Raw genomic sequence first — 13780 nt, 5'->3', positions numbered from 1 at the left:
ACCGGCCACGCCGCAAGCGTCCGATGGAGTGGAAAACCGCTACCCTCGCGGCGTGACAGACGCGCACGACACCTGGACCGCACCGGTCGCGGAAGGCCCGCTGGACGCGGACATCCGCGTCCCCGGTTCGAAGTCGATCACCAACCGGGCCTACGTCCTCGCCGCGCTCGCCAGCGCGCCGACGCGGGTGCGGACCCCGCTCGACTCCCGGGACGCGCGGCTGATGCTCGGCGCGATCTACGCCCTCGGCGCGCACTCGCAGGGCAGCATCGGCGGCTACCTCGTGCATCCGCTCGGCCCCGGCCGCGTCCATCCCGAAGAGACCGTCCGGGTGGAGCTCGGCAACGCGGGCACGGTCGCCCGGTTCACCCCCGCGCTCGCGGCGCTGGGCACCGGCCCGGCGCTGTTCGACGGCGACGAGGCCATCCGGCGCCGTCCGATCGGGCCGCTGCTGAAGGCGCTGCGCGGCCTCGGCGCCCGCATCGACGACGATCGACGCGAGGCACCGCCGTTCACCGTCCACGGCGAAGGCGGCCTGCGGGGCGGCAAGGTCGACCTGGACTCCTCGGCGTCGAGCCAGTTCCTGTCCGCCCTGCTGCTCGCGGGCCCGTCGTTCCAGCAGGGTGTCACCGTGCGCCTGGTCGGCGGCGCGGTACCGAGCGAACCGCATATCGCCATGACCTCCGAAATGCTCCGCCGCTTCGGGGCCACTGTGGACCGCGAGGGTGCCGAGTTCCACGTCGCCCCGACAAGGCTTTCCTGCCCCGAGTACGTCGTCGAGCCGGATCTCTCGACGGCGGCGCCGTTCGTCGCCGCGGCGGTCGCGACCGGCGGCACGGTGCGGATAGCGGGCTGGCCGCAGCGGACGACCCAGCCCGGCGACTGGCTCCGCAGCCTGCTGCCCGTCCTCGGCGCGACGGCCGAACTCGACGCGGGCGGCCTGACCGTCAGCGGCAGCGGCACGATCCCCGGCGTCGAACTGGATCTGCACGACGTCGGCGAACTGACGCCGGTCATCGCGGCGCTGCTGTGCCTCGCCGAGGGACCGTCGATCATCTCCGGGGTGGCGCATCTGCGCGGCCACGAGACCGACCGGCTGACCGCGCTGGCCACCGAGCTGTCGTCGCTCGGAGCCGACGTCCGCGAGACCGAGGACGGGCTGCGGATCACGCCGGCCCCGCTGCACGGCGGGAAGTTCCACACCTACGACGACCACCGGCTGGTGATGGCGGCGGCCGTGCTGGGGCTGCGCGTCGAAGGCGTCGAGGTGGAGAACCCGGAGACGGTCGGGAAGACCTTCCCCGGATTCGCCGAAGCCTGGACTTCGATGCTCGGCTAGCCTCCGGCGAACGGCGAGCCGCGCCACAGGTCGATCATCGGCTTCAGGCCTTCCATCAGCATCGACAGCTCGGGCGTCATCGACAGGCAGGCGACCACCTGAAGCAGGCTGAGGGACGGGTCGGGGTGGTCGTGAGTGTTTTGGGTCGTTCTAACGACACTTATCACTCACGAGCCCGCCGGCCGGTTCAGCCCGCGGAGCGTTCTCCGTCATCCTCGGGGAACAAGGTCCGCAACGTGACCGCGCGATTCACCCGCACATGCTCGACGGCGTGGGCCCGTGCGCGGTCCGCGTCGCCCGACGCGATCGCGTCATAGAGACGGCGGTGCTCGTCGAGCAGTTCACCCCAGTGCTCGTTCTGGCTGGTGAGCCAGCGCAGCCTGCCCTCGAGCGGGCGGAGGATCTCGTTCAGCAGCCCGTTGCCCGCCAGCGCGACGATCTCGTCGTGGAAGCGGGTGTTGAGCAGGGTGATGCGGGCCGGGTCGCCGCTTTCGGTGGCGCGCGCGGCCTCGGTGAGCAGGCGGTCGAGCGAGCGGAGTTCCGGTTTGCCCGCCCGCTCGGCGGCCAGCCCGGCGGCGAGCCCTTCGAGCGCCTCACGGACGTCGAACAGCTCTTCGACGTCCGCTTTGGCCAGCTGACGCACGACGATGCGCCGGGGTGACTGGACGGCGAGGAAGCCTTCGGCCTCCAGGCTGCGGATGGCCTCGCGCACCGGGACCCGCGAGACCCCGAGGTCCTCGGCGAGTTCCCGTTCGACCAGCCGGTCCCCCGGCTTCAACCGTCCGTCGAGGATCCGTTCGCGCAGCTCGTCCCGGACCCGCTGCCGGGTCGCGGCCAGCGGCTGCCGCGGTCCTTCCTCGGTCACCGGACCTCCCCTTCAACACTGCTGTAACAGCCCGTAACCCGAGTTTATCGGCAGAAACCTTGACGACGGGCCACCGCGGGGTGATATTTGGGATGCCAAATTTTGGGATACCAAATCGACCGGAGTTCCCCGTCGATCGGAGGCCCGCATGACCGCCGCCCCAGCCACCGGTACCGAAGCCCACGCAGCGGATCAGCCCGATCCGAGGCTCTGGAACGAGGATCTCGCGCCGGCGAAGGAACGCCGCTGGAAGGTCTACGACATCTTCGCGCTGTGGATGTCGGACGTGCACAACCTCGGCAACTACACGTTCGCGGCGGGCCTGTTCGTGCTCGGGCTCTCGGCGTGGCAGGTGTTCACCGCGCTGCTGACCGGCTTCGTGCTCATCTACTTCGGCATGAACCTGATGGGCAGGATCGGGCAGCAGACCGGCGTCCCCTTCCCCGTCGTCGCCCGCATCAGTTTCGGCACCTTCGGCGCGAACCTGCCGGCGCTGATCCGCGCGATCATCGCGATCTTCTGGTACGGCATCCAGACCTACCTTGCCTCCGTGGCCATCACGCTGCTCGTGCTCGCGATCGATCCGGGGCTGAAACCGTTGACAGAGGTGGGTTTCCTCGGTCTGCACGCGCTCGGCTGGATCTGTTTCGTCGCACTGTGGCTCGCGCAGGCACTGGTGCTCACCCGCGGCATGGAGGCCGTGCGCAAGTTCCAGGACTGGTGCGGTCCGGGCATCTGGATCGTGATGATCGCGCTCGCGGTGTGGGTACTGGCCGCGGCGGACTGGAACATCTCCTTGACCGGCAACCCGAAGGCACTGTCCACAGGGGAGCAAGTACGGCAGTGGTTCGGCGCGGTGGGCCTGATCCTGTCGATCTACGGCACCCTGATGCTCAACTTCTGCGACTTCTCCCGATTCGCCCCGAGCCAGAAAACGGTGCGGCGCGGCAACTTCTGGGGTCTGCCGATCCACTCGACGGCGTTCGCGCTGCTGTCGGTGCTCGTCACTGCGGGCAGCCTGCAGGTGTTCGGCGAGGCCATCACCGACCCGGCCGAACTGCTGGCCCGCATCGACAACACGCCGGTGCTGATCATCGGCGCGCTGACTTTCGCGATCGCCACCATGGGCGTGAACATCGTCGCGAACTTCGTCTCCCCCGCCTACGACCTGGCCAACATCTGGCCGAAACGGATCACCTTCACCATCGGCGGGATGATCAGCGCGGTCGCGGCGCTGTGCGTGCTGCCGTGGAAGCTGTTCGTGGCGGGATCCGATTCGCCGTACCACTACAAACACGGGTTCAACCCGCGGGCGATGGTCACCTTCCTGCCCACCGCGGCACTGTCCGCGGTCATCGCGCTGGTGCCGTTCTTCGCCCCCGCAGCGCCGTACTCGTGGTTCCTCGGCACCGCTTCGGCGGCCGCGCTGTACTTCGCCGTGTCCCGGAAACAGCGAGTCGCGTGATGCGGATCCTGGTCACCAACTGCAACACGACCGAGGCGATGACCAAGGAGATCGAGGCGGGCGCCCGCGCCGCGGCGAGTCCCGGCACCGAGATCCTGGCCAGAACGCCGTTGTGGGGCCCGGAATCCGCCGAGGGATGGCTGGACAGCTTCCTGAGCGCCGCGGCCGTCCTCGACCTCCTGAACGGGCTGGACGAACCGTTCGACGCGCTCGTGATGGCCGGTTTCGGCGAGCACGGGCGGGAAGGCGCCAGGGAACTGCTCGACGTCCCGGTCGTCGACATCACCGAGGCGGCCGCGCATCTGGCTTGCCTGCTGGGAAGACGCTACGGCGTCGTGACCACATTGGACCGCACGTGCGGGCTCATCGAGGATGGCCTGCACGCCTCCGGCGTCGCGCAGAACTGTGTCGGCGTCCTCGGTGCCGGGCTGGGCGTCCTCGAACTGACCGACGAACGCCGGACGGAATCGGCGCTCTTGACCGCCGGGCGCCGGGCCCGGGACGCGGGCGCGGAGGTCCTCGTCCTCGGCTGTGCCGGGATGACCGGGTTGGACCGGCGGATCTCCGCGATGCTCGGCATCCCGGTGATCGACGGCGTCGCCGCGGCGGTCCGCCTGGCCGAGTCTCTTGTCGCCCTGGACCTCAAGACCAGCCGGGCCGGCTCCTATGCCCGCCCGCTCCCCAAGACCCGCGTCTGGCCCACGCAATTCGGCACCTAGTTGCGATGCTTGCACGCGCACGTATCGCAACCAGGTGCCGAAATGCGAGAGGTCAGTTGCCTTCGGCGGCGATCCCCGGAGCGGGCGCCTGGGCGTTGCCCGCGATGCCGTAGCGCCCCGCGCCGCCTTCAAGCTGCTCGCGCAGCGCCATGATCGTGGTGACCCGGCCCGCCGCGGTCTCCGCGTTGTCCACAGTGGACAGGATGGACGTCGACGAGGTGTCGGCGCGGATGACGCCGAGCGCGCCGGTGCCGTCGGCGGATCCCGCGTCACCGGCCAGGACGGTGCCCGCCCCGGAGCGGTCGAGCTGCGCGGCGAAGCGCGCGACGGTCGAGGCGCGGTCACCGGCGCCGTCGCCGGTGTACTTCGAACCGGTGAGCACGATCGCGAGCTGCGCGGGCTTCACGTCCCCGCCGGTCTTGAGGAAACCGCCGTCGGTGAGCCCGCCGAGCGCGGCCGCCAGCTCCACCGGCGTGGACTGCGGCTGCGCGTTGTCCTTGTTCAGCAGTGCCACCGAGCCCAGCAGAGCGCCGGCGAGGGTGCCGGGGTCGCCCGCGGTCGGGAACTGGACGCCGGCGGGCTGCAGCCGCGTCACGACGTCACGCAGCTGATCGGACCGCATCGGGTCGGAGAACGCCTCGGTCAGCTGGATCTCACCGGTGACGGCGGCCCCTGCCTGCCCGACGAGCTTCTTGAGTGCGTCGCGGTCCGCGGGCTTCGCGTCCTCCGTGGTCACCAGCACCACCGAACGCTTGTCCAGCTGCCCGGCGACGACCTTCGGCCCCATCGCACCGGCGAACGCGTCCGCGTCACCGAGCCTGGCGTTGAGCGAATTGCGCTGCGTCTCCAGATCCGCGACCTGGGAACCCAGGTCCTCCTTCTGGCCGGCGAGGCCCGAAAGCAGCGAACCGTTCAGCGCCGTGGACCCGAGCACCACCCCGAGCGCGAGCGCCAGGAAGCAGGCGGCGATGGAAACGATGTGGTACCGCAGTGAAATCACGTGAAAAGTCCCTTGCCCCAAGCGATGAACGAATTCCAGGTCTCGCGGATCCAGTCGAGGTAGACCGAACCCACGTCGGAGACCAGCAGTGCGGCCGCGACGGCCACCAGGGTCGCCACGACCAGCAGGACGATGGCGCCGATGGACACCCGGCTGCGGTGCAGGGTCGCGACAGCCTTGCCGTCGACCAGTTTCGTGCCGAGCTTGAGCCTGGTGAGGAACGTCGAGGGGTTCGACCCGGACCGGCCGTGGTCGAGGAACTCCCGCAGCGTCGCCTGGAAACCGACGGTGACCACCAGGCTCGCCTCGTGCGCGTCGGCCAGCAGCAGCGCCAGATCTTCGGCGTTGCCCGTCGCGGGGAAGGTGACCGCGCCGATCCCGAGGTCCTGGATGCGCTCGACCCCCGGCGCGTGCCCGTCCGGCTGCGCCGGGACCACGACCTCGCCGCCACTGCGCAGTGTCTCGGCGCCGATCCCGTGCGGGTCGCCGACGATGACGTCCGGCTGGTACCCCTGCGCGCGCAGGGTGTCGGCCCCGGCGTCGACACCGATCAGCACCGGGCGGTGCTCGGAGATGTACTTCTTCAGCTTCTTGAGGTCTTCGGCGTGCCCGTTGCCGCCGGCGACCACGAGGGCGTGCCGGTCCCGTAGCGGAACCCGGATCTCCGGAACACCGACGCCGTCGAGAATAAGACTGCGTTCCCGGCGCAGGAATTCGATCGTGTTCGCGGAGAACGCCTCCAGCTGGGTGGACATCCCGGCCTTGGCCTCGATCATCTGGTCCGCGACGCTTTCGCGCGTCTGCTGGATCCCCGACCCGATCTGGCGCTCACCGATGTAGACGACGCCCTCGTGCAGGCGGAGTTTCGTGCCGTCCTTCACCTTGCGCAGCAGTTCGCCGCCGACCGAATCGACCAGCGGGATCCCCGCTTCGAGCAGGATCTCCGGGCCCAGGTTGGGGAACCGGCCGGAAATCGACGGCGAAGCGTTCACCACCGCCGCGACTTCGGCCTCCACCAAGGCATCGGCCGTCGAACGGTCGAGATCGAGCTGGTCGAGGACGACGATGTCGCCCGGGCTCAACCGGCGGAGCAGCTCGCGCGTGCGCCTGTCGACCCTGGCGACGCCAATGATCCCGGGGAGGGTCTCTTGGTTACGCGTGAGCAAGCCGGTGAGCTTCATGCGACCGATAGTGACAAATCCCCGCGGCCTTCTGCGTCCGCCACGCCGATGGAAACACGCCGATTAACCCACACCGGGTCGCGTTACTTGGCCTTCTTGCGCTTTCCGCCGCGACGGGCTTTGGGCTTGTCCGGCGCGCTCTTGTCGGCCTCGGCGACGGCGAGCAATTCCTCCGCGTGCGCCCGTCCGGTCTCGGTGCTTTCCATTCCGGCGAGCATCCTGGCGAGTTCGACGACCCGCTCCGATTGCTTGAGCACGCGCACGCCACTGCGGGTCACCCCGCCGCTCGTGCCCTTGTCCACCACCAGGTGCTGATCGGCGAACGCGGCCACCTGCGGCAGGTGCGTGACCACCAGGACCTGGTGACTGCGCGCCAGCCGCGCCAGGCGCCTGCCGATCTCGACCGCCGCGCGGCCGCCGACCCCGGCGTCGACCTCGTCGAACACCAGCGTCTGCACGGTGTCCGCGTGCGCGAGGACGACCTCGATCGCCAGCATCACACGGGAGAGCTCACCGCCGGAAGCGGCCTTGTGCACCGGGAGCGGCGGTGCGCCGTCGTGCGCCCGCAGCAGCAGTTCGACGTCGTCGACCCCGTCGGAGCCGGCGTGCACGAGCCTGCCTTCGACCTTCACCGCGTGCGAGTCGCTCTCGTCCACGGTGCGCCGCTCGACGGTGATCTCGATCTCCGCCTGGCCCATGGCGAGCCCGGACATCTCGGCGGTGATCGCCTCGGCCAGTTCGGCGGCGGCCTCGACACGCGCCTCCGACAGGCGCAGGGCGTGCTCGGCGAGGGTCACCGCCAGTTCGTCACGGCGCTTGGCCAGCTCGGCCAGCGCTTCCTCGGAGGTGTCCATCGTGGACATCCGGCGGCGGGCGTCGTCGGCCCAGGCGAGCACACCGTCCACATCGGCCGCGTACTTGCGCGTGAGCCGCTTCAGATCGGCCTGCCGCGCGAGCACCTTCTCCAGCAGAGCCGGGTCCGCGTCGAGGGTTTCGAGGTAACTGCCCAGCTCGGCGCCCACTTCGGACAGCAGCACCGAGGCTTCGTCCAGCCGGGGCCCGAGTTCACGCAGCACGGCGTCCTCGGAACCGGTCAGGTGCCGTGTCGCCTCGCCGATCAGCCCCAGCGCGCCGGGCACGTCCGGATCCCCGTCCGGCGAACCGGCGACGGCGGCGTGCGCGGCGCTGGACGCCCCGCGCAGCTCGTCGACCGCGGCGAGCCGCTTGATCTGCTCGGTGAGCTCGGTGTCCTCGCCGGGTTCGGGCGCGACGGCGTCGATCTCGGTGAGCCCGTGCCGCAGCAGGTCAGCCTGCTGGGCCATCTCACGGGAGCGGGTGGACCGCTCGGTCAGTTCGGCGACGACGGCGAGCCACTCGTCCCGGACCGCGCGGTACAGCTCGAGCGGCTCGGCGACGGCCTCACCGGCGAACCTGTCGATCACCGCGCGCTGCTCGGCGGGCCGCAGCAGCCGCAGCTGATCGTTCTGCCCGTGGACAGCGATCAGCTGCTCGGACAGGTCGGCCAGCACGCCGACCGGCACCGAACGGCCACCGAGGTGGGCGCGGGACCGGCCGTCTACCGAGACCGCGCGCAGCGCGATGACGCTGCCGTCCTCGTCGACCTCCGCCCCGGCGTCGGTGACGATCCGGGTGGCGCCCTCGGCACCGCCCAGCTCGAATCGGCCTTCCACGAAGGCCTTCAGCATTCCCGTTCGCACCTTGGACACTTCGGCTCGGCCGCCGGAGAGCAGGTGCAACCCGCTGACGACCATCGTCTTGCCCGCACCCGTCTCACCGGTGACCACGGTGAAGCCCGCGTGCAGTTCCAGCAGGGCGTCCTCGATGACTCCGAGGCCCTGGATGCGCATCTCGGCCAGCACGACGCCCACCGTAGCGGCCCACCCCGACCATTCCCGCACCCGCCACGTCATGAAAGGGTCGTTCAAGACGTTTTTCGTCCTGAACGACCCTTTCATGACATCTGTCAGCGGGCGTGTCGCTCCCGCCAGCCCTTGATCGGCAACGAGAACTTGTGCACCAGCCGATCGGTGAACGGGCCTTCCCACAACCGGATCAGGCGCACCGGCACCTGACCGCAGGTGACCCGCACGGCCGCGCCGGCGGGAAGTTCGAAGGTCCGCGATCCGTCGCAGGTCAGGACGGCGGGCGAGCCGTCCGGATCGATGGCGACGGTGATCTCCGAGTCGCGGGAGACGACCAGCGGCCGGGAGAACATCGCGTGCGCGTTGCTCGGGACCACCAGCAGTGCCTGGACGTCCGGCCAGATGATCGGCCCGCCCGCCGAGAACGCGTACGCCGTCGAGCCGGTCGGAGTGGCACACAGGACGCCGTCGCAGCCGAAGGACGACACAGGCCTTCCGTCGACCTCGATGAGCGCGTCCAGCACCCGCTCACGCGAGCTCTTCTCGACACTGGCCTCGTTGAGCGCCCACGTGTGGACGGTCTCCTCGCCGTCGACGCTGACCACGACATCGACGGTCATCCGCTCTTCGACCTGGTAGTCGCCGTCGACAGCGCGCTGGACGGTGTCGGCGAGCTTGTCCGAATCGGCCTCCGCGAGGAACCCGACCCGGCCCAGGTTCACGCCGAGGACCGGGACGCCGTTCGGCCTGGCCAGTTCCGCGGCCCGCAGCAGCGTGCCGTCGCCGCCGAGCACGAACACCAGCTCGGTCCCGGCGGCCGGATCCTGCTCAGGCGCCATGACCGTGCAGGGCGCCCCGATCCCGCCGTCCGCCTCCAGCATCTCCCGGACGTCCTCGTCGAGCACCCTCAGCCGCACACCGGCCTTGGCGAAACGGGCCGAAACCTCGCGTGCCGCGTCCCGGGTCGCGTCCCGGTCCGGGTGCACGACGAGCAGCACCTCGCGATCGCTCATTGGGGTCCCTCCAGGACTGCGGTCCGGACGAGCCGCTCGGCGTCGGTGCCGAGGGTCTCTCCCGCCCCGCGGGTAAGCCAGACGAAGTATTCGACGTTCCCGGACGGCCCGGGAAGCGGGCTCGCCACCACGCCACGCAGGCGCAGGTCCAGCTTCTCGGCCTCGGCGAGCACGCCCAGCACCGATTCGGCCCGCAGCTCCGGGTCACGGACGACGCCGCCGCTGCCGAGCCGGTCCTTGCCGACCTCGAACTGCGGTTTCACCATCGGCACCAGATCGGCGCCGTCCCGGGCGCAGGCGGCCAGCGCGGGCAGCACGAGCTTGAGCGAGATGAACGAGAGGTCCCCGACCACGAGGTCGACCTGGCCGCCGAGGTCTTCCGGGGTCAGGTTGCGGACGTTCGTCTTGTCGAGGACGACCACCCGGTCATCGGTGCGCAGGCGCCAGTCCAGCAGGCCGCGGCCGACGTCGGCGGCGATCACCGTGGCGGCGCCGTTGCGCAGCAGCACATCGGTGAAGCCACCGGTCGAGGCGCCCGCGTCGAGGCAGCGCTTTCCCTCGGTCGAAAGACCTTGCGGGGTGAAGGCTTCGAGCGCGCCGAGCAGTTTGTGCGCGCCGCGCGAGGCCCAGCCGGGATCGTCGCTGTCTCGCACCACGATCGGCGCGTCGGTCTCGACCCCGGTCGCGGGTTTGGTGGCCACCATCCCGCGCACGGTGACCTTGCCCTCGGCGATCAGCGCGGACGCCTGTTCCCGGGAGCGGGCGAGCCTCCGCCTGACGAGCTCCGCGTCCAGGCGGGCGCGTTTGGGCACGCGGTCAGACCTTGTCGATGGTGGACAACGCCACCGTCAGCTCGGTGTGCACGGCTTCGAAACGGTCGACGTGTTCCGAGAGCGGAAGCGCGGCGAGGTCGTCGAGACCCGCCACGGCTTCGTCGACCCCGGCACGCGGATCGGTGTCCTGCTGTGCGAACTGCTCTTGCTGAACCGGCGGCGGTCCCGGCACCGGCGGCGGGCCGGGAACCGGGGGTCGCGGAACGGGAGGGAAGTGGTCTTGCACCCCACCAAGTTAGCAGCGCTGGTCAGGCGAGGCGTAGCTCGCCGAGCGCGGCACGGGCGGTGTCGCCCACACCACGGACCTCGGTGATCCCCGACTCCCAGGCCACCGCGCACAACGCGCGCAACAGGTCCAGGGGGTCACCTTCGCCCTCGGCCTCGAGCACGTCACCCTGTGCGGTGACGCGCCAGCCGTCCTTGGGCCCGACTTCGAGCAGGTCCGCCCGGCTGCTCAGCCCGGACAGGTCCCACGCGAGGTAGCGCGGACGCTCCTCGGGCCTCGCCTTGATCAAGGACGCGGCGTCGGCGACACCGGTCAGGACACAGAGCGCGTCGATCCCGGCCGCGACCGCACCTTCGATGTCGGTGTCCAGCCTGTCGCCCACGACGAGCGAACGCTCAGCGCCCGCGTCGCGTGCCGCCGTGGTGAACAGCAGCGGCGCCGGCTTGCCCGCCACCAGCGGTTCGACATCGGTGGCGGTGCGCAGGGCGGCGACCATCGACCCGTTGCCCGGCAGCAGACCGCGTTCGGTCGGCAGGGTCGCGTCGACGTTGGTCGCCACCCACAGCGCACCCGCGCGGATGGCGAGACACGCCTCCGCGAGGGCGGCCCAGGTGTTCTCCGGGGAATGCCCCTGCACCACGGCAGCCACGTCCGGCCCGGCTTCCCGGACCGTGCGCAGCCCCGCCGACTCGATCTGGGCGACCAGCGACTCCGTGCCCACGACGAGCACCACGGCGCCCTGAGGCAGCCGCTCACCCAGCAGGGCCGCGGCGGCCTGAGAGCTCGTGTGGACCTCGTCGGGGGTCGCGGTGAGCCCGAGTGCCTCCAGATGCGCGGAGACCTCAGCGGGCGCCTTGGAGGCGTTGTTCGTCACCCACCGGACGGCGGTGCCGTGGTCCCGGAGTGCCCGGAGTGCTTCCGGCGCGCCCGGGACCACCTTGCTGCCGTGATAGACCGTGCCGTCGAGGTCGAACAGGACCGCGTCGTACCCGGCCGACAGAGCGTCAGCCATTCGTGAGCTCCGCGGCGCGCTCGGCGGCGTCGGTCTCGTCCTCCTCGTCGGCCTCTGCCGCGTTCAGGAACCAGCGGATCGCGTCGTCCTTGCGGTCGGCGGCGGCGAGGTTGTCGGCGTAGGCGTAGAACAGCCGGGCGCTCCACGGGTCGCGCTTCTCCGCCTTGAGGTCGTCGCTCTGGAGCGAGACCACGGCGGCGTCGAGCTGGCCGAGGTCGCGCCGCGCGCCGGCCGCGACGATCGCGAGTTCGATCTGGGTCGCCTTGGACAGGCGCTCCTTGTCGACCTCCTTCGCGAGGTCGAGAGCCCGCTCCGGGCGGCCGATGGCCCGCTCGGCGTCGGCGATGATCGCGATGTGGTCGTCGGCCCGGGTCATCCGGCGGACTGCCCGCAGCTCGGACAGGGCGTCGGACCAGTTGCCCGCGTGGTAGGCGACCAGGCCGAGCGCCTCACGGACGATCGGGACACGGGAAGCCTTGGCCTTCGCGTACTTGGCGTGCGCCATCGCGGCTTCGGGGTCTTCGTCGACGAGGCCGCCGGCCGCGACGAGGTGCTTGCCGACGGTTTCCGCGAGCGCCTTGGGCAGCGTGCGGAGTTCCCGGCGGACCTCCTCGTCCAGATCGGAGAACTCGATGCCCTCGGGCAGTTCCGGCGCCTCGAGCAACTCGCGCGCCATGGTCTCGTCGTCGACCGGCCTGTCGTCGGTACGCGGCGACGACCGGAAGTCCTTGCGGCCCTCGGAACGGTCACGCTGGGGACGGTCGTCACGCTTGCGCTCGAACCGGCCTTCACCGCCACGGGAGTCTCCGCGCTTGTCGTCGTACCGCTTCTCCGGACGGTCACCGGAAGGCCTGCGGTCGGGGCGGTCGCCGGAGGGACGGTAGCCGCCACCGCGGTTGTCACTGCCCCGGCTGTCACTTCCACGACTGTCGCCACCACGGTTGTCGCGGTCGCCGTAGGACTTGCGCTCGTAGCCGCCACTGCTGGGACGGCGGTCGCTCGAGGAGGGGCCACGGCGGTCGTCGCGACGCTCGCTGTTGTAGCCGCCGGAGCGGGAACCACCGCGATCGTCACGATCGCGGTAGGACGGGCGACGGTCGTCGCCGCGGCTGTCGCTGCCCCGGTCGCCGCGGCTGTCACGGTCGCTGTAGGACTTGCCCTGGGGGCGTCCTTCGTAGCGGTTGCCGGACGGGCGGTCGTCGGACCGGCCGCGGTTGTCCGAGCCGTAGCCGGAACGGGCCGGCCGGCTGTCGGAGCGCTTCTCGTAGCGGCCCTCGGAACGGTTGTCCGAGCGGCTGTCGGACCGGCTGTCCGAACGGTTGTCGTAGCGACGCTCGGGACGGCTGTCCGAGGAGCGGTAACCACCGCGGTCGCCACCCCGGCTGTCACGGCTGTCACGGTTGTCACGGTTGTCGGACCGGTAACCACCGCGGTCGCCGCCGCGGTTCTCGCGGTTGTCCGAGCGGTAGCCACCGCGGTCGCCGCCGCTGCGGTTGTCGCCGCCACGGCTGTCACGACGGTCGTCCGAGCGGTAACCGCCCCTGCTGTCACGACTGTCACGGCTGTCGGACCGGTAACCACCGCGGTTGTCACGGCTGTCGCGGCCACCGGACCGGTCGTCACGACGGTCGCCGGCGCCGGGGCTCCGGCGGTCGTCGTTGTTGTAGCGCGGACGGTTCTCGTCGCGTCCCTGTCCGGCGAAGCGGCTGCCACCGCCACCGGAGCGCTGGTCGCGGGGACCGTCGCCGGCGCGGGCGGGCTTGCCGGAATAGCTGCTCGTGCCGCGGGCACCGCGGTCGTCACGGCGCGGGCGGCCCTGGTAGCCGCCGTCGCGGCCGCCCCGGTCCTGCCTGCCGCCGGCGGAACCACGCCGGTCACCTCGCTGCGCGTCAGACCGGCCTCCGCGGGGACTCTCGTCCCGGCGGCCCGACCGGCCGGACGCGCCATCATCTGAGTCACGTCGACCGAACTCGGACACCTGGCCTCCTGCCACTATTGAAAAAGTTTTCGACTCTTACGCTCGCCCGTAGGGTGGGCCAGCGGACCATTCTAGTCCGTCCACGGACATGAAAAGAGACAGGGCCCTGACCGGGGAGAACCTGTTAGGGGTTCTCGACCCTGGTCAGGACCCTGTCCTGAAGTTAGTCCGGCGGTGTCCTACTCTCCCACAACCCTTCGGTTGCAGTACCATCGGCGCTGTCAGGCTTAGCTTCCGGGTTCGGAATGGGACCGGGCGTTTCCCTG

The 13780-nt window shown here is 70.6% G+C and carries 12 protein-coding genes and 1 rRNA gene; 3 read left to right on the top strand and 10 right to left on the bottom strand.

What is annotated here, in order from left to right; all coding sequences use genetic code 11:
* The first annotated feature begins 52 nt into the window (after positions 1-52).
* Positions 53-1339: a 3-phosphoshikimate 1-carboxyvinyltransferase gene (gene aroA / locus ACFOSH_RS36830; RefSeq protein WP_378245079.1), complete on the top strand. Its 1287-nt coding sequence runs from the start codon at positions 53-55 to the stop codon at positions 1337-1339.
* 187 nt (positions 1340-1526) lie between these two features.
* Here the strand turns inward: aroA and ACFOSH_RS36825 are convergent, their stop codons facing one another.
* Positions 1527-2204 (bottom strand): GntR family transcriptional regulator, encoded by a 678-nt coding sequence (locus ACFOSH_RS36825; RefSeq protein ID WP_378245077.1) that lies wholly within the window; start codon positions 2202-2204, stop codon positions 1527-1529.
* Between the two features lie 148 nt (positions 2205-2352).
* Here ACFOSH_RS36825 and ACFOSH_RS36820 point away from each other — a divergent pair, with 148 nt between their 5' ends.
* On the top strand, positions 2353-3669 hold the full coding sequence (locus tag ACFOSH_RS36820; RefSeq protein WP_378245075.1) for an NCS1 family nucleobase:cation symporter-1: 1317 nt from the start codon (positions 2353-2355) through the stop codon (positions 3667-3669).
* Positions 3669-4388 carry an aspartate/glutamate racemase family protein gene (locus ACFOSH_RS36815; protein WP_378245073.1) on the top strand — a complete coding sequence of 240 codons (720 nt, stop codon included), beginning with the start codon at positions 3669-3671 and terminating at the stop codon, positions 4386-4388. The genes ACFOSH_RS36820 and ACFOSH_RS36815 overlap by 1 nt, the downstream gene beginning before the upstream one ends.
* A 52-nt stretch (positions 4389-4440) precedes the next feature.
* Here ACFOSH_RS36815 and ACFOSH_RS36810 read toward each other — a convergent pair whose 3' ends face one another.
* The 9 genes from ACFOSH_RS36810 to rrf all read right to left on the bottom strand — a co-directional run.
* Positions 4441-5388 carry a copper transporter gene (locus ACFOSH_RS36810; protein WP_378245071.1) on the bottom strand — a complete coding sequence of 316 codons (948 nt, stop codon included), beginning with the start codon at positions 5386-5388 and terminating at the stop codon, positions 4441-4443.
* Positions 5385-6569: a putative cytokinetic ring protein SteA gene (gene steA / locus ACFOSH_RS36805; protein WP_378245069.1), complete on the bottom strand. Its 1185-nt coding sequence runs from the start codon at positions 6567-6569 to the stop codon at positions 5385-5387. Before steA ends, ACFOSH_RS36810 begins: the two co-directional genes overlap by 4 nt.
* An 83-nt stretch (positions 6570-6652) precedes the next feature.
* Positions 6653-8500: a DNA repair protein RecN gene (gene recN / locus ACFOSH_RS36800; protein ID WP_378245067.1), complete on the bottom strand. Its 1848-nt coding sequence runs from the start codon at positions 8498-8500 to the stop codon at positions 6653-6655.
* 53 nt (positions 8501-8553) lie between these two features.
* A complete protein-coding gene (locus ACFOSH_RS36795) occupies positions 8554-9465 on the bottom strand; it encodes an NAD kinase (protein WP_378245065.1) in 912 nt (303 codons plus the stop codon).
* Positions 9462-10277 (bottom strand): TlyA family RNA methyltransferase, encoded by an 816-nt coding sequence (locus ACFOSH_RS36790; RefSeq protein ID WP_378245063.1) that lies wholly within the window; start codon positions 10275-10277, stop codon positions 9462-9464. Before ACFOSH_RS36790 ends, ACFOSH_RS36795 begins: the two co-directional genes overlap by 4 nt.
* 4 nt (positions 10278-10281) lie before the next feature.
* Positions 10282-10470: a hypothetical protein gene (locus tag ACFOSH_RS36785; RefSeq protein ID WP_378245335.1), complete on the bottom strand. Its 189-nt coding sequence runs from the start codon at positions 10468-10470 to the stop codon at positions 10282-10284.
* A gap of 76 nt (positions 10471-10546) precedes the next feature.
* A complete protein-coding gene (locus ACFOSH_RS36780; protein ID WP_378245061.1) occupies positions 10547-11536 on the bottom strand; it encodes an HAD-IIA family hydrolase in 990 nt (329 codons plus the stop codon).
* Positions 11529-13514 (bottom strand): hypothetical protein, encoded by a 1986-nt coding sequence (locus ACFOSH_RS36775; protein WP_378245059.1) that lies wholly within the window; start codon positions 13512-13514, stop codon positions 11529-11531. The genes ACFOSH_RS36780 and ACFOSH_RS36775 overlap by 8 nt, the downstream gene beginning before the upstream one ends.
* Before the next feature lie 166 nt (positions 13515-13680).
* Positions 13681-13780: ribosomal RNA gene (gene rrf / locus ACFOSH_RS36770) — 5S ribosomal RNA — on the bottom strand; the annotation flags it as partial.

The organism is Amycolatopsis speibonae (genome assembly GCF_042647925.1).
In the GTDB taxonomy this organism is placed as follows: Bacteria; Actinomycetota; Actinomycetes; order Mycobacteriales; family Pseudonocardiaceae; genus Amycolatopsis; species Amycolatopsis speibonae.
The sequence above is the reverse complement of the archived record's forward strand: the minus strand, read 5'-3'. Positions and strand labels throughout refer to the sequence as shown.

What these genes read in the sequence shown, in the direction of transcription:
- ACFOSH_RS36820 (WP_378245075.1), top strand. Translation starts at nt 2,353, where the DNA reads ATGACCGCCGCCCCAGCCACCGGTACCGAAGCCCACGCAGCGGATCAG.
- ACFOSH_RS36815 (WP_378245073.1), top strand. Translation starts at nt 3,669, where the DNA reads ATGCGGATCCTGGTCACCAACTGCAACACGACCGAGGCGATGACCAAG.
- steA (WP_378245069.1), bottom strand. Translation starts at nt 6,569, where the DNA reads ATGAAGCTCACCGGCTTGCTCACGCGTAACCAAGAGACCCTCCCCGGG.
- recN (WP_378245067.1), bottom strand. Translation starts at nt 8,500, where the DNA reads ATGACGTGGCGGGTGCGGGAATGGTCGGGGTGGGCCGCTACGGTGGGC.
- ACFOSH_RS36795 (WP_378245065.1), bottom strand. Translation starts at nt 9,465, where the DNA reads ATGAGCGATCGCGAGGTGCTGCTCGTCGTGCACCCGGACCGGGACGCG.
- ACFOSH_RS36780 (WP_378245061.1), bottom strand. Translation starts at nt 11,536, where the DNA reads ATGGCTGACGCTCTGTCGGCCGGGTACGACGCGGTCCTGTTCGACCTC.